The sequence below is a fragment of the Actinoplanes palleronii genome, from assembly GCF_016862315.1.
Taxonomy (GTDB): domain Bacteria; phylum Actinomycetota; class Actinomycetes; order Mycobacteriales; family Micromonosporaceae; genus Actinoplanes; species Actinoplanes palleronii.
Map to the genome: position 1 here is coordinate 1 of NZ_BOMS01000087.1, position 25,051 is coordinate 25,051.

Annotated in this window: 17 protein-coding genes and 1 pseudogene; 7 read left to right on the forward strand and 11 right to left on the reverse strand. The window is 71.6% G+C overall.

What is annotated here, in order from left to right:
• The 5 genes from Apa02nite_RS27495 to Apa02nite_RS27515 all read right to left on the reverse strand — a co-directional run.
• Positions 1-2,277 (reverse strand): GcvT family protein (locus Apa02nite_RS27495; protein ID WP_203827551.1); only part of this gene is annotated, 2,277 nt, incomplete at its 3' end.
• Between the two features lie 3 nt (positions 2,278-2,280).
• Positions 2,281-3,231: an ABC transporter substrate-binding protein gene (locus tag Apa02nite_RS27500; protein ID WP_203827552.1), complete on the reverse strand. Its 951-nt coding sequence runs from the start codon at positions 3,229-3,231 to the stop codon at positions 2,281-2,283.
• Positions 3,228-5,150 carry an ABC transporter permease gene (locus Apa02nite_RS27505; protein ID WP_203827553.1) on the reverse strand — a complete coding sequence of 641 codons (1,923 nt, stop codon included), beginning with the start codon at positions 5,148-5,150 and terminating at the stop codon, positions 3,228-3,230. The genes Apa02nite_RS27500 and Apa02nite_RS27505 overlap by 4 nt, the downstream gene beginning before the upstream one ends.
• Complete coding sequence (locus Apa02nite_RS27510) at positions 5,147-6,181, reverse strand: quaternary amine ABC transporter ATP-binding protein (protein WP_203827554.1); 1,035 nt, start codon at positions 6,179-6,181, stop codon at positions 5,147-5,149. The genes Apa02nite_RS27505 and Apa02nite_RS27510 overlap by 4 nt, the downstream gene beginning before the upstream one ends.
• A gap of 5 nt (positions 6,182-6,186) precedes the next feature.
• Complete coding sequence (locus Apa02nite_RS27515) at positions 6,187-7,707, reverse strand: GMC family oxidoreductase (protein ID WP_239164613.1); 1,521 nt, start codon at positions 7,705-7,707, stop codon at positions 6,187-6,189.
• 92 nt (positions 7,708-7,799) lie between these two features.
• Here Apa02nite_RS27515 and Apa02nite_RS27520 point away from each other — a divergent pair, with 92 nt between their 5' ends.
• The 4 genes and pseudogenes from Apa02nite_RS27520 (at position 7,800) to Apa02nite_RS27535 (ending at position 13,036) form a co-directional block, all read left to right on the forward strand.
• Positions 7,800-8,561 carry a glycerophosphodiester phosphodiesterase family protein gene (locus tag Apa02nite_RS27520; RefSeq protein ID WP_203827555.1) on the forward strand — a complete coding sequence of 254 codons (762 nt, stop codon included), beginning with the start codon at positions 7,800-7,802 and terminating at the stop codon, positions 8,559-8,561.
• Between the two features lie 402 nt (positions 8,562-8,963).
• Positions 8,964-9,503 (forward strand): annotated as a pseudogene (locus Apa02nite_RS51260) (hypothetical protein); the annotation flags it as partial.
• 1,226 nt (positions 9,504-10,729) lie between these two features.
• Positions 10,730-11,668, forward strand: coding sequence for a siderophore-interacting protein (locus Apa02nite_RS27530; RefSeq protein WP_203827557.1), 939 nt, complete (start codon positions 10,730-10,732; stop codon positions 11,666-11,668).
• Between the two features lie 171 nt (positions 11,669-11,839).
• Entirely contained in the window at positions 11,840-13,036 is a 1,197-nt protein-coding gene (locus tag Apa02nite_RS27535) for a CynX/NimT family MFS transporter (RefSeq protein ID WP_067684258.1), read from the forward strand.
• Between the two features lie 252 nt (positions 13,037-13,288).
• Here Apa02nite_RS27535 and Apa02nite_RS27540 read toward each other — a convergent pair whose 3' ends face one another.
• Positions 13,289-14,230, reverse strand: coding sequence for an endonuclease domain-containing protein (locus Apa02nite_RS27540; protein ID WP_203827558.1), 942 nt, complete (start codon positions 14,228-14,230; stop codon positions 13,289-13,291).
• A 123-nt stretch (positions 14,231-14,353) separates the two neighbouring features.
• Here Apa02nite_RS27540 and Apa02nite_RS27545 point away from each other — a divergent pair, with 123 nt between their 5' ends.
• Positions 14,354-15,187, forward strand: a complete 834-nt coding sequence (locus Apa02nite_RS27545; protein ID WP_203827559.1) for a class I SAM-dependent methyltransferase — start codon at positions 14,354-14,356, stop codon at positions 15,185-15,187.
• Here Apa02nite_RS27545 and Apa02nite_RS27550 read toward each other — a convergent pair.
• The 3 genes from Apa02nite_RS27550 to Apa02nite_RS27560 all read right to left on the reverse strand — a co-directional run bounded on the left by Apa02nite_RS27550 (position 15,174) and on the right by Apa02nite_RS27560 (position 18,109).
• A complete protein-coding gene (locus Apa02nite_RS27550) occupies positions 15,174-16,016 on the reverse strand; it encodes an LLM class flavin-dependent oxidoreductase (protein ID WP_203827560.1) in 843 nt (280 codons plus the stop codon). The two genes, Apa02nite_RS27545 and Apa02nite_RS27550, sit on opposite strands and share 14 nt — an antisense overlap.
• A 170-nt stretch (positions 16,017-16,186) precedes the next feature.
• Positions 16,187-16,603 (reverse strand): ester cyclase, encoded by a 417-nt coding sequence (locus Apa02nite_RS27555; protein WP_203827561.1) that lies wholly within the window; start codon positions 16,601-16,603, stop codon positions 16,187-16,189.
• A gap of 21 nt (positions 16,604-16,624) precedes the next feature.
• Positions 16,625-18,109, reverse strand: a complete 1,485-nt coding sequence (locus Apa02nite_RS27560; RefSeq protein WP_239164614.1) for a glycosyltransferase family 39 protein — start codon at positions 18,107-18,109, stop codon at positions 16,625-16,627.
• Positions 18,110-18,264: 155 nt separating this feature from the next.
• On the opposite strand from Apa02nite_RS27560, the gene Apa02nite_RS27565 reads away from it, so the two are divergent.
• Both Apa02nite_RS27565 and Apa02nite_RS27570 read left to right on the forward strand, forming a co-directional pair.
• Positions 18,265-22,446, forward strand: coding sequence for an NACHT and WD repeat domain-containing protein (locus Apa02nite_RS27565; protein WP_203827562.1), 4,182 nt, complete (start codon positions 18,265-18,267; stop codon positions 22,444-22,446).
• A gap of 36 nt (positions 22,447-22,482) precedes the next feature.
• A complete protein-coding gene (locus Apa02nite_RS27570; protein WP_203827567.1) occupies positions 22,483-23,229 on the forward strand; it encodes a 2,3-dihydro-2,3-dihydroxybenzoate dehydrogenase in 747 nt (248 codons plus the stop codon).
• Between the two features lie 7 nt (positions 23,230-23,236).
• Here the strand turns inward: Apa02nite_RS27570 and Apa02nite_RS27575 are convergent, their stop codons facing one another.
• Together Apa02nite_RS27575 and Apa02nite_RS27580 are read right to left on the reverse strand one after the other, a co-directional pair.
• On the reverse strand, positions 23,237-23,881 hold the full coding sequence (locus Apa02nite_RS27575; RefSeq protein WP_203827563.1) for a 4'-phosphopantetheinyl transferase family protein: 645 nt from the start codon (positions 23,879-23,881) through the stop codon (positions 23,237-23,239).
• Positions 23,882-24,016: 135 nt separating this feature from the next.
• On the reverse strand, positions 24,017-24,997 hold the full coding sequence (locus Apa02nite_RS27580; protein WP_203827564.1) for a LacI family DNA-binding transcriptional regulator: 981 nt from the start codon (positions 24,995-24,997) through the stop codon (positions 24,017-24,019).
• Positions 24,998-25,051 lie beyond the last annotated feature (54 nt).

The following is a 25,051-nucleotide window of genomic DNA, read 5'->3' on the forward strand; positions in this document are numbered from 1 at the left end:
GGCCACCGTGGCCGCCAGCCGCCGATCGAAGTATCCGATCTCCAGTTGGGTGCCGGGCACGGCCAGGGCGGACGGCAGCCAGGCGTACGCGATCGGCGCACCGATCGTGTGCCCGAAGGCCGCGCTTGTCACGTGTCCGACCGGGACGCCGTCGGCGTAGACCGGCTCGCGGCCCAGCGGCACCGCCCCGGCGTCCACCAGCACCAGGCAGGTCAGCCGCCGGTCCGGTTCCGGCCCGGCGGCCAGGCCCGCCTGGTACGGGTCGTCCTCGGTCGTCATGTCCACGCCCCAGGACCGGTACCCCTTCTCCAGGCGCAGGCTGGTGAACGCGGCCCGGCCGGCGGCGATCACCCCGTGCTCACGGCCGGCCGCCCAGAGCGTGTCCCAGAGCGCGAGCCCGTGATCGGCCCGCGCGTAGATCTCCCAGCCCAGCTCGCCGACGTAGGAGAGCCGCAGCATGGTGACCGGGACCGTGCCGATGTGGCCCGGCCGGCATTGGAAGTAGCGGAACGCGTCCGGGGACAGGTCGATGTCGGTGAGCGGGGCGACCAGGTCCCGGGCCCGCGGGCCCCACAGGCCGAGGCCGCACGTGCCGCCGGTGATGTCGCGTACCGTGACCGGTTTTCCCACAGCTTCCCGGAGCAGATGGTCCAGGTCGAGCGGGCCGTTCGCGCCGACCTGGAACCGGTCCTCGGCGAGCCTGGCCACGGTGATGTCGCTGCGGATCCCGCCGGCCGCGTCGAGCAGCAGCGTGTAGACCACACTGCCGACCTTACGATCCACGTTTCCGCTGGTCAGGTCCTGCAGGAAGGAGACCGGGCCGGTGACCTCGAGCCGGGTCAGCGGGGTCATGTCGTAGAGCGCGACCCGCTCCCGGGTGATCCGGGCCTCGGTCTCGGCGATCGGCGACCAGTGCCGCGACGACCACTCGTCGCGGGGGCGAGGCTCGGGTGGTGGCGGGTTGACGGCGTACCAGAGTGGTCGTTCCCAGCCGGTCGCGGCCGACTCGCCGAAGACCGCGCCGAGCTCGGTCTGCCGGGCGTGGAACGGGCTGACCCGCACGTCGCGCACCGACGGCGGGTCGAGCGGGTGCACGATGTCGTAGACCTCGGCGAAGCTGCGAATCGACCGTTCCCGCACGTAGGCCGGCGCCAGCTGGGCCGGGTCGAACCGGTTGAGGTCGCATTCGTGCAGGTCGAGCGAGGACCGGCCGGTGACCATCCACTCGGCGAGGGCCCGGGCCGCCCCGGCCGAGTGGGTCACCCAGATCGCCTCGGCGGTCCAGAACCCGGGCAGGTCGCGGGACTCGCCGAGCAGCGGGAACCCGTCGGCGGTGAACGAGAAGACGCCGTTGAAGCCGTCGGCGATCCGGGCACCGGCCAGCCCGGGCAGCAGCCGGGTGGCCGCCGTCCACGACTCGTCGAAGGTGTCGGGGGTGAACGGCATCATCGAGGGGTGGTCGCCGCCGGGCAGGTCCGCGAGGTCCACCGGCATCGGCTCGTGCAGGTAGGAGCCGATGCCCAGCGCGTCGCCGTGCGCCCGGAAATAGAGGTCCCGGTCCTGGTGGCGCAGGATCGGCAGGTCGTCGGCCGCGCCGGCCGCGGTGGTGCGGACGTATTGGTGGGCCATCGGAAGCAACGGGATCGGCACGCCCGCCAGCGTGCCGACCCTGGGCCCCCAGAAGCCCGCACAGCTAACCACTATGTCCGATTTAAACGACATTTCCTGGGTACGAACACCGCTCACTCTCCCGCCTTCTCGGAGAATGTCGACAACTTCCGCATGTCCGATGAATCGGGCACCCCGCTCGGTCGCCCGCGCGGCCTGCGCCTCGCAGGCCGCCACCGCGAGGGCCAGCCCATCACTCGCCACGTGCAGGCCGCCGAGGATCAGGGCGTCGTCCACCAACGGAAACATCTCCTTGACCGCGGCCCGGTCGACGATCTCCGACCGAATGCCCCAGGACTGGCCGAACCCGAACCGCCGGTGCAGCTCGGCCAGTCGTTCCGGGGTGGTCGCCACCTCCAGGCTCCCCACCGGACGGAAACAGTCCAGCGCGAGGAACTTCTCCACGGTGTACCGAGCCATCCGCGCCATGGTCCGCGACGGATTGGTCTGGAAGACCAGACCCGGTGCGTGCGAGCTGGACCCGCCGGTGACGAAGAGCGGCCCGCGCTCCAGCACTGTCACGTCGGTCCAGCCGCGGGCGGTCAGCTCGTCCGCGAGGGCGCAGCCGACGATGCCCGCCCCGATGATGACGACCTTCGGTCCGGGCATCGGTCAGCTACCGGCCGGGATCCACGGCTTCCAGGTGGACTCGTGCTCCTTCACCCATTTCTCGGCGGCCTTGTCGGCGTCCATACCCTGGTTGGTGAGGTAGTCCGAGACCAGGTTCTGGTCGTCGTTGGTCCAGGTGAAGTTCTTGATCAGCTGGTAGGCGGCGCCACCGGAGTCGGCGAACTTCTTGCTGACCACCTTGTCGAGCTTGTAGTCGGGGTAGTCGCACGCGACCTTCTTCGGGTCGGCGTCACAGCCCGCCGTGTAGGCCGGCAGCTTCACCCGGGCGTACTTCTCCTTGGCGAACAGCCACTGCGGCTCGTAGAAGTAGAAGAGCAGCGGCTTCTTCTGCGCGGTGGCCTGCTGAGCCGCCTTGATCAGCGCCGCCTCGCTGCCGGAGTAGACCACCTTGTAGTTCAGCTTCAGGTTGCTGACCAGCGCCTCGTCGTTGGTGACGTAGGACGGGTCGCCGTCCAGCAGCTGACCCTTGCCACCCGACTCGGAGGTCTTGAAGAGGTCCGCGTACTTGTTGAGGTTGGCGCCGTCGGTGATGTCCGGGTGCTCGTCGGCCAGCCACTGCGGGACGTACCAGCCGATCGTCCCGGTGTTGCCGGTCGGCCCGGCGTCCACCGCGGTCTTCTTCTCCTCGATGTAGGTCTTCTTCAGGTCGTCGTGGCCCCAGTTCTCCAGGACCGCGTCCACCTCGCCGGTCTCGAAGCCCTGCCAGGAGATCTCCTCCTTCAGGTTCTTCTTCTCCACGGTGTAACCGAGCTCGTGCTCCAGCAGGTATCCGACGACCGCGGCGTTCGCCTCGTAGCCGACCCACGGGTTGATCGCCAGTTTGACCGTGCCCTTGCTACCGGCGCTGGGTGTGCTCCCCCCGGCGTCGGAGGTGGCACCGCCACAGCCGGCCAGCAGGACGGAGGCCAGGACGGCTGGCAGGAGTTTTCTCATCTGGACGGACCCTTCGTACGGTTGAACCCTTGAGTGAGGCGATCCAGCAGCACGCCGAGCAGCACGATGGCGAACCCGGCGGACAGTCCACGGCCGAAGTCCTCGCGCTGCGAGAACCCGGCGACCACGTCGTAACCGAGTGCGCCCGCCCCGACCAGGCCACCGACCACGACCATCGCGAGGACCATCACGATCCCCTGGTTCGCGGCCAGCAGCAGTCCGCCGCGGGCCATCGGGAGCTGCACCTTCCAGAGCAGCTGGCCCGGCGTCGACCCGGCGGAGAGCGCGGCCTCGACCACGGTCGGCGGCACGTCCCGGATCCCGCGCTCGACCAGCCGGACCACCGGCGGGACCGCGAAGATCACGGCGGCCACGATCGCGGTGAACCGGCTGGCGCCGAAGAGCGCCACGGCCGGCAGCAGGTAGACGAACGACGGCATGGTCTGCGCCGCGTCCAGCACCGGCCGCGCCACCGCGGCCAGCCGGTCGTTCCGGGCGCAGAGCACCCCGGCGGCGATACCGATCAGCATCGTCAGCGCGGTCGCGACGAGCACCGTGGCCAGGGTCTGCATCGCGTGCTGGTAGAGGCCGAGACCGGACAGCCCGGCCGCCGCCAGCGCGGCGACCACTGCCGCCCGCCAGCCCGCGAGCAGCAGGCCGAAGACCAGCACGGCCAGGACGAAGAGCCACCACGGCGTGGTCACCAGCAGGTTCTCCAGCGGGTTCAGCAGCACCGCGCTGACCGTGTTCTTCAGCCACTCGGTGCCGTCGTACCAGTGCAGTTCCAGCCAGCCGGTCAGGTCGTTGACCGGTTTCGCGAAGGAGACCGTGGGCAGGTCACCGGGGATCGGCAGGGCGGCGATCAGCGCCGCGGCGGCGAGCACCGGCACGGCGAGCCGCCAGTCCCGGCGCTGCCTGCGCGCCGCGGCCGTGGTGACCCGGTCCAGCACGATCGCCATCAGCACGATCGCCAGCCCGGCGTCGAACGCGGCGCCGACGTTCACCCGTTCCAGCGCGCGCAGGATGTTCACGCCCAGGCCGGGCGCGTCGATCAGCGCGGTCACCACGACCATCGAGAGCGCCATCATGATCGTCTGGTTGACCGCGAGCACCAGGGTGGGCCGGGCCATCGGCAGCCGGACCTTGGTGAGCAGCTGCCGGGCGGTCGAGCCCTGCGCGGTGGCCGCCTCCACCGCGCTCGGGGCGACCCCGGCGATGCCCAGCTCGGTGATCCGGATGGTCACCGGCACCGCGTAGATCAGGGTGGCCACCACCGCGGCCGGCGAGCCGATCAGGAAGAGCAGTGTCATCGGCGCCAGATAGGCGAAGGTGGGCAGGATCTGCATCACGTCGAGCACCGGCCGCAGCGCCGCGCCGAACCAGCCGACCCGGGCCGCCAGCACGCCGATCGGCACCCCGATCAGCACCGCGAGCAGCACCGCGGTCAGGGTCAGGGCGAGCGTGTCGACGCTCTCCGGCCAGAGGCCGAGGAACCCGAAACCGAGGAACCCGGCGACCGCCAGCAGCGCCGGTCGCCAGCCGCCGAGCACGAAGGCGACCGCGCCGGCCACCGCGACCAGCCCGGGCAGTCCGAGACCGGTCAGCCCCGCCTGGATCCCCTCGACCAGCACCCGCACACCGAGACGCAGGTAGTTGATGCCGTACAGGAACAGCGGGTGGGTGTCGCGGTTGTCGTCCACCCAGTCCCGCACGTCGCCGAACAGGCGGAACGCCGCCGCGTCGGGTGCGTCCGCGGCCGCCGCCGTGCGAAAGATCAGATACGCGACCACGGTCGCGACGACCGACAACCCCATCACGGTACGACGGGTGAGCGGCTCCTTGCGCCTGCTCCACGGGCCCCGCGGGTTCCGCCCGTTCCGCTCCCGCGGCGGCGCCGGCTTCGCGAGGACGGCGGTCATGCCGGGACCTGGCGCCGGTGCCCCAGCAGCGCGGGCAGCAGCCGTTCCGCGTCGACGACACCTACCCGCTGATCACCATCGGTCACCAGGATCGGGCGGGCGGCCCGCAGCACCCGCGGCACGGCGTCCCGGATCACGGTGTCCTGCGGCAGCGGGGTGTCCTCGTACTCCTCGCCGTCGACGGCCGGGCGCATGATCCAGCGCAGGGTCAGCACGTCGGCGCGCGGGACGTCCCGGACGAAGTCCTCGACGTACCCGTCGGCCGGGGCGCCGACCAGCTCCTCCGGCGTGCCCACCTGCACCAGCTCGCCGTCGCGCAGCACCGCGATCCGGTCGCCGAGGGTCAGCGCCTCGGCCAGGTCGTGGGTGATGAAGACCATGGTCTTGCCCACCTCGGCGTGCAGCCGGCGCACCTCGGCCTGCATGTCCCGGCGGATCAGCGGGTCCAGGGCGCTGAACGGCTCATCGAAGAGCAGCACCTCGGGGTCGGTGGCCAGCGCCCGGGCCAGCCCGACCCGCTGCTGCATGCCGCCGGAGAGCTCCTCGGGCAGCTGCTGCTCGTGGCCGGTCAGCCCGACCAGTTCCAGCACCTCGGCAGCCTTGCGGTACCGGTCCGCGCGGGACACACCCTGGATCTCCAGGCCGTAGGCGGCGTTGTCCAGCACCGAGCGGTGCGGCAACAGCCCGAAGTGCTGGAACACCATGGCCACCCGGTGCCGGCGCAGGTCGCGCAGCCGCTTCGCGCTCATCGCGCGGACCGCCTCGCCGTCGATCTCGATCTCGCCGCTGGTCGGCTCGATCAGCCGGGTCAGGCAGCGGACCAGGGTCGACTTGCCGCTGCCGGAGAGCCCCATGACCACGAAGACCTCGTTGCGGGCCACCTCGAAGCTGACGTCCCGGACCGCGGCCAGGCAGCCGGTACGGGCGCGCAGCTCGGCCCGGGGCAGGTCGGCCAGCGGGGAGCCGACCACCCGGTCCGGGCGCGGGCCGAACACCTTCCACAGGTTCCGCACCGCGATCGTCGGGGTCACCCCGGTCACCTCCGCCGGATCAGGTCGGCGGCCCGCTCGCCGATCATCAGCACCGCGACCATCGGGTTCACCGTCGGCATGGTGGGGAAGATCGAGGCGTCCGCGACACGTACGTTGTCGAAGCCCTGCAGCCGCAGGTCCGGCCCGACCACGGTGGCCGGGTCACCCGGCGCGCCCATCCGGCAGGTGCCGGCCGGGTGGTAGACGGTGTGGTGCGCGGCCCGCCCGTACGCGGAAAGCTCCTCGTCGGTGCGCAGCAGCGGACCGGGAGCGATCTCGCGGGCGATCCACGACGCGAACGGCTCGGTGGCCGCCACCTCGCGGGCCAGCCGCAGCCCGTCGACAATGGTCCGCTCGTCGTAGCCGTCCGGGTCGGTGAAGTACCGGAAGTCCAGCAGCGGCTTCGTCGCCGGATCGGCGTTGGCCAGGGTCAGCCGGCCCACGCTGTGCGGGCGCGGCACGTTCGGTGTCATCCCGAAGCCGTGTTCCGGCACGTCGTAGCCGAGTCGCGCGGTGTTGACCGTGAACGGGATCTGGTACAGGTGGAACATCAGGTCGGGGCGGTCCGCCGCCGGGTCCCGCCGGACGAAGAGCCCGGCGTCGGCGTCCATCACCGACATCGGCGGGACCGGCCGGCTCGCCTCCCAGAGGATCAGCGACTCCGGGTGGTCCAGCAGGTTCTCGCCCACCCCGGGCAGGTCGAGGCGCACCGGGACGCCGAGCCGTTTCAGGTCGTCGGCCGGTCCGATCCCGGAGAGCAGCAGCAGGCGCGGGGTGTCCACCGCGCCGGCGCAGAGCACGTACTCGTGCCGGGCCGTGATCAGCCGGTCCCCGCCGGCCGTCCGCACCGTCACGCCGCGCTCCGGGTCCAGGTGGTACGCCCAGGTCTCGGTCATGATCGTGAGGTTCGGCCGGTCCAGGTGCGGGTGCAGGTAGGCGACCGACGCCGAGGAGCGGATCCCGGTCTCCGGGTGGTAGCCGACCGGCAGGAAACCGGCCCCGTCGGCGAACGGCGCGGCGTTGAAGTCGTCTGTCACCGGCACGCCGAGCGCGCTGTGGCAGGCGGCCACGAAGTCCGCGGCGAGCGGGTTGCGATCCTTTTCGGCCACCTGGGTGATATTGATGGCGAGCCGCTCCCAGTAGGGCAGCATCTCCTCGAAGGACCAGCCGGTCGCGCCGGCCGCCACCCAGTCGGCGAAATCCGCCGCGGGCGGCAAAAAACTGATCATGGTGTTGTGCGAGGAACAGCCGCCGAGCACCCGGGCACGGGAGTGCCGGATGTGCGAGTTACCGCGCGGCTGGGGCACCGTCGGATAGTCGTAGTCGAATGCGGTCTCCAGCAGGTTCAGCCAGTTCCGGAGCCGGAGCACCCGGTCATCGCCGACATCGGACGGTCCGCCCTCGATCAGACACACCCTGAGCTGCGGATCTGCTGACAGCCGGGACGCCACCACGGAACCTGCCGTGCCGCCGCCGACGATCACCACGTCGTACTCGATCGTTTCCAGTTCCCTGCCGCCCTCCACGCACGTGGGATAAGGATCATCAGACCAATGTCGATGGTCAATGCCCGTCGGCTTCTTTTACGTCTTCGCAACAACCCCGGCATACTGCTCTTGTGGATCATGCTTACCTCGACGCGCCGAAACCGCTGGCGTTCGCCCATCGCGGCGGGGCGGCGGAGGGTGACGAGAACACCGCCGCGGCGTTCGCCCGCGCGGTCGGGCTCGGTTACCGGTACGTGGAGACCGACGTGCACGCCACCGCGGACGGCGTCCCGGTCGTCATCCACGACGACCGGCTGGACCGCGTCGCCGGGCACCCGGGCCGGGTCGCCGACCTCACCTGGGCCGACCTGTCCACGGTGCGGGTCGGCGGTGCCGCCGCGGTGCCCCGCCTGGACGAGGTCCTGGACGCCTGGCCGCAGGTCCGGTTCAACGTCGACGTGAAGTCCGACGCGGTCGCCGAACCGGCGGTGGCCGCGGTCCGGCGGGCCGGTGCCGAGGACCGGGTGCTGCTCGCCTCGTTCAGCGACGCCCGGCTGGCCCGGGTGCGCGCGCTCGCCGGCCCGCGGGTGGCGACGTCGGTCGGCAGGCGCGGCGTGGCCCGGCTGCGGCTGGCCTCGATCGCCGGGATGCCGGTGCGCCTGCCGGAATCCGTGGCCGCCGTGCAGATCCCGGTCCGGCACGGCCGGTTCACGGTGCTCACCCCGCGATTTCTCAAATACGTCCATCGACTTCGCCGGGAAGTGCACGTGTGGACGGTCGACGATCCCGAAGAAATGCGCAGGTTGCTCGACATGGGCGTGGACGGCATCATGACCGACCGCGTCGAAGTGTTGCGGGACGTTTACTCTGCGCGTGGGCTGTGGTTGAGTTAGACCAGGTCAGAGATTTTTTCGTGATCTTGTTGAACCCCCGGCATCATCCGTTCGGTGGATGTCCCCCGGTTCACCGCCCGACTCATATCTTTTCTTTAAGTTTTGGCCGCAAGAACCTTAAATAAAGTTCCGGAATTGCTTTCTGTGAGAGGTGCTCCTAACGTCTGGGCGTCGGCGCCACACGAATGGCGGACGCCACATATGGAGGGGCACGTCATGGGAAGCTCGGGCAACCGTCGTACCGGCCTAGCGGCCGCCGGGTCGGGTCGCACCCGGCTGCTCGCCGCCGGGGCCGTGGTCGTCGCCGTGGGTGGCGTCATCGGTTTCACCCAGCTGTCGCACGCCGACGAGACACCGTCCACCAAGGCTGCCAGCGAGAGCGGCGCCGGCAAGATCGTGAACGGGCAGAAGATCCTCACGGACACCTGCATCGACAGCAACCTGACCGCGCACGACGGTTTCCAGAAGGGCGACCGCTGCGTCTCCACCGAGTTCGGTGAGGTGGCCTCGGCCGCCAACGACGCGTCGCTGCTGATCACCGAGGCGCCGGCCCGGGTCGCGCCGAACACGCCGTTCACCCTCAAGGTGAGCACCCGGAACCTGATCCGCGACCGGTTCCTGGCCGCCGGCCAGGGCGGGTACTACGTGGAGTCCAGCGTTCTGCAGAACGGGATCGTCCGCGGCCACTTCCACACCGCGTGCCGGCTGCTGGCCAGCACGAAGGAAGCGCCGGACCCCGCGCCGGTGCCGGCGTTCTTCGTCGCCACCGAGGACAAGAAGGGCGACCGCGCGCCGGACACCGTGACCATCCAGGTGCCGGGGCTGCCCGCCGAGGGCACCGCGCAGTGCGCGTCCTGGGCCGGTGACGGGTCGCACCGCACGCCGATGATGGAGCGGGCCAACCAGACCCCGGCCATCGACGCCGTACGGATCACCGTCTCCGCCGCGGGTGGCGGCAACAACGGCGGCAACCAGAACAACGGTAGCAACAACCAGGGCGGTAACACCGGCGGCAACAACACCGGTGGCAACAACCAGGGTGGCAACAACCAGAACAACGGCGGCAACACCGGCAACACCGGCAACACCGGCAACAATACGAACGCCGGTTCCGGGAACGCCACCGCCACCCCGAAGGCCACGGTGAAGACCACGGTCTCGCCGAACGCCACGAAGACCACCACCGCGGGCTCGACCGGTGGCTCGACCACCGACGACGAGACCGCCACCGGCACCACGAAGACCACGATCTCCCCGAACCCCAAGCCGACCACCAAGCCGGCGCAGACCACCACCAAGTCGACGACCTCGGACAACGACTCCGATTCCACCTCGGAGGAGACGGAGTCCACCGAGGAGACGACCACCAAGGCGCCGACGAAGAAGCCGCAGCCGCAGGCCACCGAGAGCGAAGAGGCGGCCGGGTCGGCCGACTACGGCGTGGACGGCGGCGAGCCCGACCAGGCCGAGCCGACCACCACCTCCGACACGGTGATCGCCGAACCGGCGGCCGGTAACGACGCCAAGGGCGGCCCGCTGACCCTGCTCGGCGACCACCCGGCGTGGTTCGGTGGCGGCGCGGTGCTGGTGCTGCTGGCCGTGATCGCGTTCGCCTTCGCTCGGTCGCGCCCGCGGCGGTACTGATCCGTCGTACCGAAAAATGATCGGTCGTCACCGGCAACTGCCGTGACCGACCAGAAATGATCAGCTGTGACGCGGGGCCTGCCGGATGTTTCCGGCGGGCCCCGCGCCGCTTCCGGACCTTGCGGCGCCCTGGACCTCGCGCTGTCTCGCATCTTGCGGCGGCGCCGGCCCTGCACTGTTTCGCATCTTGCGGCGGCGCCGGCCCTGCACTGTTTCGCATCTTGCGGTACCCAGGACCTCGCGCTGTTTTGAATCTTGCGGCGCTTCAGGTTGGTAAATGTCGCTTTCTCACCCTTTGGGGGTGACGGGGTCCACCGCCCGGCTGTTTCTTTCCGGCCGAATCGGGTAGTCGGCACCCGGGAACAATGCGCTGACCAGCGTGGACAGCGTCCGAAGGGCCCGCCGCCGGCAAACCCTGGCGGCGTGTCGGGAATCCGAAAAATGCGCGCGGGGCACGGACGATCGCCGGGAATAAGGGTAGCCTTACTTGCCGAAGATCCTTCCGCCCGCAGTGAGGTACAGACATGGCGAACAGACCGGCGCGACCTGCCCACGAAGGTGTGGTGACCCGGGTCGAGCAGCTCACGCCGCACATGGTGCGGGTGGTCATCGGCGGTGAGGCGATCGCCCGGATCGACGCGGGCCGCTACACCGACCACTACATCAAGGTGATCTTCCCACCGGCCGGCGTGGTCTACCCGGAGCCGTTCGACATGAACGCGATCCGGGAGACCCTGCCGCGCGAGTCGTGGCCGGTGGTGCGGACCTACACGGTCAGCAAGTGGCTGCCGGAGACCGCCGAGATGTGGGTCGACTTCGTGGTGCACGGCGACGCCGGCATCGCCGGGCCGTGGGCCGCGCGGGCGAAACCGGGCGACGTGTTCCGCTTCATGGGCCCGGGTGGCGGCTACTCCCCCAGCCCCGAGGCCGACTGGCACCTGCTGGCCGGTGACGAGAGCGCCCTTCCGGCGATCAACGCCGCGCTGGCCGGGATGCCGGCGGGCGCGACGGTCCGGACGTTCATCGAGGTGGACGGGCCCGACGAGGAGCAGAAGCTGGACACCTCCAACGCTGTCACCTGGCTGCACCGCGGGGCGCGGCCGGTCGGCGAGGCGCTGGTCGAGGCGGTTCGCGGGCTGGAGTTCCCGGCCGGGCGGGTGCACGCGTTCGTGCACGGCGAGGCCGGCTTCGTCCGTGAGCTGCGCGGGCACCTGCGGCTCGACCGCGGGCTGACGATGGATCAGCTGTCCATCTCCGGGTATTGGCGCCGCGGCCTGAACGAGGACGGCTGGCAGTCGAGCAAGCGCGATTGGAACGAGCAGGTGGAGCGGGAGCAGGAATCCGCCTCTGCCTCTGCCGCTGCTTCCGCCCCTGCCGCTGCTCCCGCTCCGGCCTCTGCCTCTGGTCCTGCCTCTGCCTCCGCCTCTGGTCCTGCTCCTGCTTCCGCCTCTGCCTCTGCTTGATCAACTTGCTTTGCGTTGCTTGATCGGCTTGCGGTCGCTTCGCTTGATCGACTTGTAATGACCGTTGGCCGGGCCGGGCATATACCTGGTCCGGCTTTCGTGCAGGCCGGGGCGTGGTGAGGCTGCGCACGCTGATTCGCGGCGGCACCGCCCCGGGACGAAGATGGTGCCGTGGCAGTGCTCGAGGAACAACGCATCCGGCCGCGCAGCGGGCAGGTCTTCACGCTCGTCGCGCTGGTGCTCGCGGCGGTCAACCTGCGGCTCGCGGTGACAAGTGTCGGCCCCGTGCTCACCGAGATCCGGGACGGGCTCGGCATGGGCGGGGCGGTGGCCGGGCTCCTCACGTCCGTACCGGTGCTCTGTTTCGCCTCGATCGGCCTGCTCGCACCGCGGATCGCGCGGCGGCTCGGCGCCCCGCCGGTGATCGCCGGCGGTCTGCTGTTGCTCACCGCCGGGCTGGCGGTCCGGCCCTACGCGCCGAACTCGGTGCTGTTCCTGCTGCTCAGCGCGGTGGCGCTGGCCGGAATCGCGCTGGTCAACGTGCTGCTGCCGTCGATCGTCAAGGACCGCTTCCCGACCCAGGTCGGCACGGTCACCGGGCTCTACACGGTCGCGCTGAACATCGGCGCCACCACGGCGGCCGCCGCGACCGTCCCGCTGACCAAGAGCTTCGGCGACTGGCGGCTCGGGCTGGCATGCTGGGCGCTCTGCGCGGTGATCGCGCTGCCGCCGTGGCTGCTGATGGCCCGTTCTTCCCGCAACGGCACACCGGCCACCACCCGGAACGACGGCGCACCGCCGATCCGGGTGATCCGGCAGCCGGTCGCGTGGGCGCTCGCCGTGTACTTCGGCATGCAGTCCACCTCGGCCTACGTGATCATCGGCTGGCTCCCGCAGATCTACCGGGACGCCGGGCTCTCCGCGGAACTCGCCGGGCTGCTCTTCGCGACCACCTCGCTGCTCGGGGTGCCGCTCGGGATGGGGCTTTCCGCGCTGGCCGGCCGGGTGCGCTCGCAGAGTGGCATTGCGGTCGGGCTGGGGCTTTTCGGTATTGCAGGTTATGCCGGCCTATGGGCGGATCCGGCGGCGGCGCCGTGGCTCTGGGCCGTCCTGCTGGGCATCGTGAACACGGCGTTTCCACTGGTCCTGACCATGATCGCGCTGCGCGGGCGCACGCCGGGGACGGTGGTGCGGCTGTCCGCGTTCGCCCAGGGCGTGGGGTATCTGATCGCCATCCCGGGACCGATTCTGATCGGGGCGTTGCACGACGCCACGGACGGGTGGCGCGCACCGCTGGGCGTGATGGTCTGCCTGATGGTCCCCCAGATCATCGCCGGCTTCTTCGCCGGCCGAGACCGCCAGATCTGACGTCACCGCCCCAGCCTTGCGTGTGAAGTTACGGCGCCCTCCGCACCCAAACTCCCCACACAACGCTTGCCACAGCCTTGCGTGTGAAGTTGCGGCGCCCTCCGCACCCAAACTCCCCACACAGCCCCCGCCACAGCCTTGCGTGTGAAATTGCGGCGCGCTCCGCACCCAAACTCCCCACACAACCCCCGCCACAGCCTTGCGTGGGGAATTGCGGCGCGCTCCGCACCCAAACTCCCCACGCTCCGGGGGTCAGCGGCGCCAGCCGGCGGCTTCTAGCGCCTGTCGGAGCTGGACGGCTACCGCTTCCGGCCGGGAACGGATCATCGCGGCCGGGAAACGCAGGATCCGGTCGCCGTCGATCCACACCTGGTTCTGCCGGAGCATGTCGCTCTCCCAGTGCCCCGCGTCGATGTGATGTGATCCGTCGATTTCGACGTGCAGGCGCCACCGTTTCCAGTAGGCGTCCAGGAATCTGATCCGCCCGGACCGATCCCGGCGGCGTTCCTGACGGTCGGGCATCGGAAAGCCGAACCTCCGGCAGAGCTCCATGAAGTCGATTTCCGACAGCGCCTCCGCACCGCCCGCGACATCGTTGAGGGTCGCCTTGATCAGAGCGAACCTCGGCAACCGCCGACGCGTCGCCAGCACCGCGAAGATCTCGGCCGGGGTGACTCGGCGCTGCTGACAGGACGCGGCGATCACGGTGCGGGCGGCGTCCCACGTCGGCGCCCAGACCGCCGCATCCACCACGGACCGGGCGACGATCGTCCGCGGCGGGCTGCCGGCCTGCCGGTGCTCGTCCGGCAGCAGCCGGGTCCGGGTGATCCGGACCGGTGGCATGTCGGGCGGGAGCCCGGGCAGGCGCAGTGTCCGATTCCGCTCAGCCGGCACCAGGACCCGGACGCCGGGGTCCCAGAGTCCGCGGACACCGGCCTCGGCAAGCGCGGTCACCCCGGCGAGGGCCGCGCCTCGTCCGGCGAGCAGGAGAGCCGCCCACAGCTGCTGCCGCCGGAGAAGCTCACCGTTCGTCGTCGTGACGATGCCACGGCACACCTGGCGCCATCGACCGGCATTCACGTGACCTCGTGCGATGCCACGCCCCAGAAAGCGGACGGCTTGCGCCACGGTGAGAACGCCGGCCTGCTCGAAGCAGGTCCGGGCGAACTCGTCATCGTCGGATCCGGGAAGCACCGCGCCACGGTCGCAGATTCCGAGCCGCCTCCGCCGAAGCCCTGTGGACAACCCGACAAGCCGGTCGCCACCCTGTGGACAAACCGGGAGGCGTACCGCCGGGGATGGTCCTAGCCTCGAGGGATGAGGGACATCTCCTGGCAGGTGGGTGATGCCTACGAGGCCTACGTCGGCCGCTGGAGTCGCCGGGTCGCGGAGGCGTTCGTGGGCTGGATCGGCGTGCCGGCCGGGCGGCGATGGCTCGACGTGGGTTGCGGGACCGGGGCACTTTCCGGGCAGATCCCCGCGCCGGCCCTGCTCGTCGGCGCGGACTCGTCACCAGGTTTCCTCACCGCGCTGCCCCGCTCGCCATCCGAACCGTCACAACACGCGCCATCTGAACAGAAGCCGCACCCGCAGGTGCTGCCGTGCGCCGCGGACGCCACGGCAATGCCCCTGGCCAGCGGCTCTTTCGACGCCATCGTCAGCGGCCTGGCGCTCAACTTCGTGCCCCATCCCGAGGCGGCCGTCGCCGAGTTCTGCCGGGTGGCGACGCCCGGCGCGGTGATCGCCGCCTACGTCTGGGACTACGCCGGCGGCATGGCGATGATGCAGCACTTCTGGGCAGCGGCCGCCGACCTCGATCCGGAGCTGGGCAACCGGGACGAGGCGATCCGATATGCGTTCTGCCGCGACGACGTGCTGGCCGCCTGGTGGTCCGGGGCGGGGCTGCGGGACGTGACCACCCGGCGGATCGAGATCCCGACGGTGTTCCGCGACTTCGACGACTTCTGGGCGCCGTTCCTGGGTGGCCAGGGAACCGCGCCGAGCTACCTGAGCACCCGGAGCGACGCGCAGCGCGCCGCGTTGCGGGAGTCGCTCCGGGAGCGGTTGCCGGCCAGGGCGGACGGGTCGATCCCGCTCACCGCCGCTGCCTGGGCGGTCCGAGGCGAAAGATCCGGTCTCACCCGGCGCTGACCGGCTCGGTCGCGCGCAAGCGCTGCAGCACCGGGGCGAACTCCTCCAGGAACATGCCGTTCACGGCGAAATACGAAAAACCGCCCTCCGCCCGTCGCCGGCGCAGCTCCTCGGCGGCCTGATCCACGTCACCGATCAGGAAGGCCGCGGCGCCGGACGCCGCCATCTCCCGCGGATCGCCGCCGACCTGCCGGGACAGCCGCTCCGGCAGGGCGAGAACGCTCGGGGCAAAAGCGGTCACGGCGGCCAGCAGCTCGACCTGGTCCGCGCGGTTCGACAGCGCTCGGAACGACGCGGCGGCGCGGAACAACTCGGACGGCGTGGTGGCCGGCGGCAGCCCGAACGTCACCACGTCGGCCTGCTCCGCGGCGAGCCGCATCATGCCCGGCTTGGACGCCGCGACCAGCACTTTCGGCGGGTCCGGGAGGGCGCGGGCGGCCGCGATGGTGTCCGCGGTCCGGTGCAGCCGCTCTCCCGGGGTGCCCCACATCCCGCCGAGCGCCGCGGTGTCCGCGTGCCCGTTCGGCCGGCCGCCGCCGACACCGAGCTCGAACCGGCCGTCGCTGATCGTCTGCAGACTGGCCGTCTCCCAGGCGACGTGCGCGGGCGTGCGGTTGGGCGCGTTCAGCACGTAGGTGCCGAGCCGCAGTGAGCTGGTCACCGCGGCGGCCGCCGCCAGCGCCGCGAACGGCGACAACGTGGTGAGGGTGTCCGGGATGAGCAGGGTGTCGTACCCGAGCTCGTCGGCGCGCCGGGCGGTCGCCGCCCACTCCGCGCCGGTGCGGGCCTGCCCGGCGATGACTCCGAAACGAAACGCACGCTCAGTCATCTGCCCACTGTCGCGGACGCGACGCGGGACCGCGTCCGCTCCGGGACGGACTTTCCGGTACGCCCATGGGCGTACCGGAAAGCAGCGGCCTGCTCCCCACGGCTCACCCGCAGCCGGAAGGCCACCCGCACCCCGCCGCAGCCGGACCGCCCGGACCCGGACCGGCCGGTTCAGTTCAGACGGGGCTCGCCGTGCAGCTGGGCGTTCAGGCCCGCACGGTCGATCTGCATCCAGTACTCGGTGATCCGGCCGTCCTCGACGTGGTAGACCACCGCGTTGATCTGCCGGACCACCCGCCCGGTCTCGATGTGCCGCCCGGTCTGCGCCAGCCGGACATACGCCCGCGGGCCGTCCACCAGCAGATCCTCGACCTGGAGATGGAAATCGCCCCAGGTGTCGACCATCTCCTGGACGTGCTCGGCATAGTCTGCGGGACTCCGCATGATCGTCACCGGGTCCTCGGACTGCACCTGATGGGCCCGCACCTGCGGCGCCATCAGCGCAACGGCCCGGCTCGGATCACGCCCGGATCGCACGTAGGCCAGGAATTCGGTGACCACCCGCCGGGTGACGTCCGCATTGATCATGACCGCACTGTCGCACAAGGGTCACGAATAGTGGTGGAGTCCCGGCCAGAGCGTGCGCCAGGGCACAGTCAACCGGCAGACATAGATGTGCGCCGCCTCGGTCTCCTCGTTCTCGACACCTGCCGCGTTCCGCAGCGCGCCGTGCTCGGTGCACGTGCCGGCCCAGCGCGGCGGCGACTGCAGCACCGCGATCACCACGTCGTGATCGTCCGGCGGCGGGCCGAACCGGTGCATCTCGTTCTGTCCGCTGTAGACCTGGGGCAGGCCGAGCGGGCGGCCGAACCGATCGAGCGCACCGGCCTCGCCGTAGTTGCCGGTGAACAGCACCGTGCGGGCCTGATCCGCGGCCGGCAGCGCGCGGTAGACCGCGGCGACCTGCGCCGTGTACTCCGGCCAGCCGATCTGATCGGGGATCGTCTGGTTCACCTCGGCCGGGAACGAGCCGGCCAACCGGCTCTCCGGAATCACCGGCAGCGACGTGGCGATCCCGATCGCACTGAAGATCACCAGCCCGGTGACCAGCTGATACTTCCGGGAGGGCCGGCCGGCGAGCCAGCGCACCGTGGGCACGGCGCCGATCGCGAAGAGCGCCGTGAGCAGGGCCAGCGGATAGTAGGGCTGCCCGCCGATCACCAACAACAAGATCAACATCAACGGGTACGCCACGGCGAACGCCCGGATCGGCCGCCACCGTGGGTCGCGCAGCAGCGTGACGATCCCGGCGATCCACACCGGAGGCAGGCCGATCAGCACGAACTGGAACGGCACGAGCAGCACCCGGGACTCGGCGCCCTTCTCCTCGGCCAGCGCCCGGGCCATCTCGGCCTGCGGAAAGTCGTTCGCCACCTGATAGATCAGGTTGGGCAGGCCGACGAGCACCGCGATCGCGACGCCGCCCCACAGCCACCGGAAGCGCAGCACCCCGCGCGGGCCGACCAGCAGCAGACCACTGGCCAGGCACAGCAGAAGCAGCACGACCAGGTGTTTGTTGTAGAGACCGAGCCCGGCGACCAGACCGGCCCACAGCCAGGACCGCGGCCGGTCGTGCAGGAGCGCCCGCAGCACGAAGAGGCTCACCCCGAGCCAGACCAGCAGGTCAGGTGCGGCGGTGGAGCCGACGTGCGCGGCGGTGAGCGGGAACGTGCCGAAGACCACCGACGCCGCGACCGACTGGGCTCCGGCGCCACCGCCGGCCTCGCGGGCGATCGCCGCGGCGAGCAGGGCGGCGAGGCCGAGCATCACAGCGCCGGGGAGCCGGATCGCCCAGAGGTGATCGCCGAGGAGCTCGATCGCCAGGCGGTCGAGCAGCGGGGTGAACGGCGGCTGGTCGACATAACCCCAGGCCGGGTGGGCGCCGAGCAGACGGAAGTAGAGCTCGTCGCGGTGATAGTCGTACCGACCCGCGGTGATCAGCAACAGCAGGGTCGCGGCGGACGCGATCAGGCCGACCGGCCACCAGGCCATCGGCCTGCGGCCGACGTCCTCGCGAGGCGGTTTCTCGGTCACGGTCCCAAAGTACGCAGCCCCACCGACATTTTTTCGTACGAGCGCCGCCCGGAAGATCGCCGCCCGAAACTACGACCTGGGTCCGATGTGCCGGGTCGCCCATCGGTGCCACCATGGGGCTCCGAGCAACGCCGATGTCCACGAAGGACGGAGCCATGACCGAACCCGATCTCACCCCGGAGCCCGCCGAGCGGGCCCGCGCCGGTGTGCGCTCCTGGGTGCGGGACACCGGGCGGCGGGCGCGGGAGCGGGTGCAGGGCGCCAGTCCGTACGCAATCTTGGCCTTTCTCACCGCCTCCGCCGTCGCACCGGTCGCCGGCGCCGGGCTCGGTGTCTCCGCCGAGTTCGCCGTGGCGCTGGCCCAGCTCGGCGGCCTGGGCAGCAACTTCCTCGCGGACACGCTGGCCGGCACGGCGCAGCGGATGCGCGGCACCGGCCCGATCACCGAGACGCAGTGGCGGGATGCCGTCGCCGACGACCTGCTGCCCCTGCTGAACGCCGGCGACGAGCAGAGCCGGCAGCTGCAGTCCGAGGTCTCCGCGCTGCTGCACGGCGTCGACGCGGTCGCCACGGCGCTGACCGAGGCCGCCACCGCCGACGACGACCTGCGGCAGCAGCTGGAGCAGGCCTTCGACGAGTTGGGCAGCGACGTCGGCGCGCTGCAGTGGATGCTCACCGACGTCCGCCGCTCGATCGACGACCTGCGGCAGCAGTTCGCCGGGCAGAGTTTCCTGCTCAACCAGCAGCTCGAGCAGGTCCGGCGCCAGCTCGTCGCGGTGACCCTGGAGCCGCTGCCGGCTCCGGAGGCGTCCGCCGGTTCCGTCCCGCCCTATCCCGGTCTGGCCAGCTTCCAGCCCGCCGACGCGCCGTGGTTCCGCGGGCGCGAGGCGCAGGTCGCCGAGCTGCTGGCCCGGCTGAGCGAGCAGACGGTGGGCGGGCCGCCGCTCGTCGTCACCGGTGTCTCCGGTGCCGGCAAGTCGTCCCTGCTGCGTGCCGGTCTGCTGCCGGCGATCGGCGCCGGCCGGCTGGGCCCGGAGGCGACGCGGTGGCCCTGGCTGGTGCTGACGCCCGGCTCGACACCCCTGCACGACCTGGTCCAGAGCCTCACCGGCCTGATCCGGCACCCACCCACCGGTCAAACGCTGCCGTCGGCCGGCGAGATCCGGCGGGAGCCGCAGCTCCTGGGGCGACTGGCCGGGGCGGCCGCGGACCGGGGGCGGCGGCCGGTGATCGTGGTGGACCAGTTCGAGGAGCTGTTCACCCAGTGCCCCGACCCGGCCGAGCGGCTCGCCTTCGCCGCGGCGCTGACCGGCGCGGCGCCGGCGCTCGTGGTGATCGCGGTGCGCTCCGACTTCTATCCGGCCTGCGTCGCGTTGCCGCCGCTGGCCGAGCTGCTGGCCACCGGCCACGTGGTGCTCGGCCCGCTGGACGCCGAGGCGCTGCGCCGGGTCGTCGTCGAGCCGGCTGAGCAGGCCGGGCTGACCGTCGACCCCGGCCTGCCCGAGCTGATGCTGGGTGACCTCGGCGCCGACCCGCTCGGCGGTCGCCCGGCCGCGGCCGGCGGGGGCTACGAGCCCGGTGCGCTGCCCCTGCTCGCACACGCGTTACGGGCCACCTGGGAGCGCCGGCAGGGCGACCGGCTCACCGTCGAGGCCTATCGGGAGACCGGCGGCATCCGGCACGCGATCGCGGAGACGGCCGAGCGGATCTATCTGGACCTGACGCCGGAGGACCAGGAGGTGCTGCGCGTCGCACTGCTCTCGCTGGTCACCGTGACCAGCAACAACACTGTCGTCCGCCGGCGCGGTGAGCGGAGCCCGGGCGGTTCCCGGGTGTTGGACCGGCTGGTCGCCGAGCGGCTGGTCACCGCGGGCACGGACACCGTCGAGATCAGCCACGAGGCGCTGCTGACCGGCTGGCCGCGCCTGGCCGGGTGGGTGTCCGAGGCGGAGGCCGACCTGGAGCTGAGGCAGCGGGTCATCGAGTCCGCCAAGGACTGGGAGCGATCCGGCCACGACCCTGACCTGCTGCTCCGCGGCGCCCGGCTGCTCGCCGCCCGGGAGCGGCTGACCGACGCTGGCGGGCTGCCGGCCGAGGCGCGGGCGTTCCTGGCCGCCGGCGCGGAGGCCGCGGAACGCACCGAGACGGCCCGGCGCCGGGCGAACGGGCGGCTGCGCCGGCTGGCCGCCGGGCTGGCGGTGGCGCTGCTGCTGGCGGTCGCCGGCGGTCTCGTGGCGGTGAACCAGCAGCAGGTCGCGGTGGAGAAGAAGCAGGAGGCGCAGGCCAGCCGGCAGAACGCGCTGTCCCGGCAGTATGCGGTGGAGGCCCTGAACGCGCTGGACCGGGACGAGATCACCGCGGTCCGGCGGGCGCTGGACGGCTGGCAGGAGTCGCCGACCGTGGAGGCGCGCGGCGCGTTACTCTCGGCGCAGATGGCCAACTCGATCGGCACGCTCGGCACCGAGCCGGGCGGCCACTCCGCGGCGGTCAGCCCGGACGGCGCACGGATAGCGATCGGCTACCGCGACGGCACGATCCGGCTCTGGGATGCCGAGACCCTCGCACCCATCGGTGAGCAGCTGGTCACGCCGGGCGAGGACACCCAACAACCGGTGGTCTCGGTGGCGTTCTCCGCGGACGGCCGGTTCCTGCTGTCCAGCGCCCTGGCCGCCGGCAGCCTGCAGATCTGGGACGCCGGCACCGGGCGGTCGCTCCGGAGCCTGCCGGGTGGCGCGGCCGCGACCTGGCTGCCCGGGACGTCCACGGTGGTGGCGTCCCGGACCGATCTCAAGGTCAGCGGGGCCCAGCTCGGCATGTGGGACGCGGCGACCGGCCGGCTCATCCGGTCGATCCCGGTCGGCGACTACTTCGCCTACGACATCACGATCAGCCCGGACGGCGCGTACGTGGCGATCGGCAAGAGCATGACGGCTCCGGCCCGGGTCTGGCGGCTCAGCGACGGCAAAGTCGTGACCGACATCCCGGAGACCGTGCACGTGGCGTTCGCGCCGGACGGCACCCTGGTCGGCGCGAACCGGTTCGGGCAGCTCGCCCAGTGGTCGGTGCCCGCCGGCAAGAAGCTGCGCACCATGATCCCGGACGCCGGCACCCCCGGGGCCGGCCGGATCGCGACCACCCCGGACGGCGCGGTCATCGCCAACAACGGCAACCGGAGTTCGGTGGTGTTCTCGCTGACCGGCGACACGAAGACGACCCAGGACACCGGCGTGGCGGCATACACCGCGGCCGCCGTCTCGCCGGACGGTCACCTCGCCGTGGTCACCGGCCTCGACGCACCGACCGCGGTCTTCCGGCGCACGACCACCTGGCTCCGGCACGACGGGCTGGTGCTCAGCAGCTCGTTCTCCCCGGACGGCCGGCGGCTGGCCACCGCGGTCGAGGACGGCCGGGTGCGCGTCTGGGACACGGCCTCGCGCCTGCTGGTCACCGAGATCCGGGCCGGTGGCGGGCTCGGCCGGGCGTCCTACGCGGCCGGCGGCACCCTGGTCGTCGCCACCGGCGCACACACGCTCGAGGTGCGGGACGCGGAGACCGGCCGGATCCGGGAGACCGTCCCGCTCGCCGGGCTGCCCAACGACCTGGCCACCTCCGCGGACGGCGCACTGGTCGCGGTCGCCACCGGCACGAACGCGCGGGAGATCTTCGACCCCGCCGCCGATCGGGAGAACGCCGCCGAGATCGTGCTCTACGACGTGGTCCGGCGGGAGGTGCGCGGCCGGTTCCGCCCGGAGCCGAAGGACACGTTCTCGCCCTACGCCGTGGCGTTCAGCCCGGACGGTTCGACGCTGCTGGCGACCCTGACCTCCTCCGTACCGAACAGGTTCTCCTCGATCCTGCGACGCTGGCACACGGCGGACTTCGCGGAGGCCGGCAGCCTCCCGCTCGGGGCCTACCAGGCCCTCGACCTCGCGGTGTCACCGGTCGACGGCACCCTCGCGGTGGCCGGGACCAGCGGGCACGTCGAGGTCCGAAGCCCGGACGGCGCCCAGGTGCGCTGGCACACCCCGGATCAGATCCAGCAGGTCGACGCGGTGGCGTTCGCCCCGGACGGCCGGACGATCGCGTCGACCGAGTTCAACGGCCGGGTCCACCTCTGGGACACCGGCAGCCGGCAACTGGCCGCCACCCTGACCGGGCACCAGGACCGCAGCGGCGCGCTGGCCTTCTCCCCGGACAGCCGGCTGCTGGTGAGCTCGGGGTTCGAGTGGACGTTCGGGGTGTGGCAGCTGGACCCGGCCGTGGCCGTGCACGACCTGTGCCGGATCGAGAAGATCGCCAGCCGCAACGAGGGGAGCCAGGCCTCGCCACTCTGCTAGGTTAGGGCACCCTATGTTGAACGGAGCAGGTTCGGGCTGGCCGGACGGACCGCGATCGTGACCGGCGCCGGGCAGGGCATCGGGCGCGCGGTCGCCGTGGCGCTCGCCGCCGAGGGTGTCCGGGTCGTCGCGGTCGACCGCAGGCCGGAGGGACTCAAGGACCTGGCCGCCGAGCACGCCGGGATCGTCGCCGAGCCCGCCGACGTCACCGACGTGGCGCAGGTGCAGGCGGTGGTCGACGCCGTCGACGGTGCGATCGACCTGCTGGTCAACGTGGCCGGCATCCTGCGTCTCGGCGACGTGGTCGACCTCGGCGACGAGGACTGGGCGCAGACCCTCGCGGTCAACACCACCGGGGTCTTCAACGTCAGCCGGGCGGTGGCCCGGCGGATGAAGCCGCAGCGCTCCGGCGCGATCGTCACGGTGTCGTCGAACGCGGCCGGTGTGCCGCGGGCCGGCATGGCCGCCTACGCCGCGTCCAAGGCCGCCAGCACGATGTTCACCAAGTGCCTCGGCCTCGAGCTCGCCCCGCACGGCATCCGCTGCAACGTGGTCGCGCCGGGGTCGACCGACACCCCGATGCAGCGTGAGCTGTGGACCGGCGACGACGCGTCAGCGGTGCTGGCCGGCAACCCGGCCGCGTTCCGGGTCGGCATCCCGCTGGGCCGGATCGCCACCCCGGAGGACATCGCCGACGCGGTCCTGTTCCTGGCCTCCGACCGGGCCCGGCACATCACCATGCACGACCTGTACGTCGACGGCGGCGCCACCCTCCGCGCCTGAGCAGAGGCTAGCGAGCCGGGTGGGTGACGACCGCGGTCAGGATGAGCCCTCGTTCGACGAGGTAGCGGCCGGACATCCGGCTCAGCGGCCCGTCGATCAGGATGTGGCCGGTGAACGTTCCGGCTTCCGGGTCGATGTCCAGCCGCGCGTCCTCGAAGCCCAGCCAGCGGCCGGTCACCGGAAACCACGCCTTGTAGATCGACTCCTTGGCACTGAACAGCAGCCGGTCCCAGCACACGTCCGGGTGCGTGACGGCAAGACGGGCCAGCAGGTCACGATCGGCGGGCGTGGTCACCGTGCCGAGCACGCGGGGCGGCAGCGGGGCGTGCGGCTCGGCGTCGACGCCCACGCTCGCGATGTCGCCGGCCAGCGCCACGACTGCGGCGCGGAAGCCGGCGCAGTGGGTGATGCTGCCGACCACCCCGTCCGGCCAGATCGGCTCCCGCCGGGGGCCGCGGAGGATCGGGGCCGGGGCGCGGCCGAGGGCCTGCAGTGCTTCCCGGGCGCAGCGGCGGGCGGTCAGGATCTCCCGGCGGCGGCCCGGCGCGGCCGACGCGACCAGGGCTTCCTCGCCCGGATAGCAGGCCTCGTCCGGGTCGTCGGTGAACGCGACCGCGGAACGCACCGGGTACGGCAGCAACTGGTCCAGCACGCGCAGGAGTGTCCCACCTGCACCGGGCAGCGGAGCAGGTGGGACACCAAGTCCGGCAGCCAACCCGACTTTGGTTAGGCTAGCCTAACTTAGGAAGTGGCTCAACGTCTGCGCCTCGGAGAAACGTGCCTCGTTTCAGAGAACTGACGAATCCCGGATGATCAGCCGGGTCGGGTGCCGGTGCGGGCCCGGTGCCGGGTTTCCGGCGATCGCGTCCAGCAACAGCCCGGCCGCCGACCGGCCCAGGCCTTCCAGGTCCATGTCCACGCTGGTCAGCGGCGGCCGGCTGGCCTCGGCGATGACGTCCCAGTTGTCAAAACCGGTCACCGCGACATCCCGCGGCACGTCCCGGCCGGCCTCTCGCAACATCTCCGCCACACCCCGGGCGATCTGGTCGTTCCCGCAGATCACGCCGTCGAAATCACCCCCACGGGCGAGCAGCAGCCCGGCCGCCCGCCGCCCCCACGCCTCGCTCCACTCGCCGAAGAGCGGCGCCGCCACCAGCCCGGCCAGGGCCTCGGCGCGCACCCGGGCGGAGTGATGGCGTTCCGGACCGGTCACGTGCACCAGCCGCGACCGGCCGGTACTGCGCAGATGCTCCGCGGCGAGCTGGATCCCGGCCGCCTCGTCCGGGACGATCGAGCAGTCCGCCGGGTCGGCCGAGGCGAGGAACGCGTACACCACCGGAACGGGCAGGCCGGCCCCGATCGGCGCTCGCGTCCCGGCCCGCCGGCCGGTCACGATGATCCCGTCGACTCGGCGGCTGAGCAGCACCTGCAGGTGGTGCCGTTCCCGGATCGGATCGTCGCGCGCGTCGCAGAGCAGCACGGACACCTGCCCCGCGCCGAGAATGTCCTCGGCGCCGATCAGCAGCGGGATGCTGAACCGCCCGATGGTGTCCGTGGTGATCATCCCGACCGTGTAGGTCCGGTCGGCATGCAGGCTGCGGGCCGCCTCGTTGGGCCGGAAGTCGAGTTGCCCGGCCGCCTGCCGGACCCGCTCCACGGTCTCCGCGCGCAGCGAGCCGCGCCCGTTCAACGCCTTCGACACGGTGCCCACCGACACCCCGGCCAGCGCCGCGACGTCACGAATGGTGGCGGGACGCGGTCGGGACATGCCAGGAAACGTACCGCCTCGCCGATCCGCCCGCTCCGCCGTGCCACATCAAGA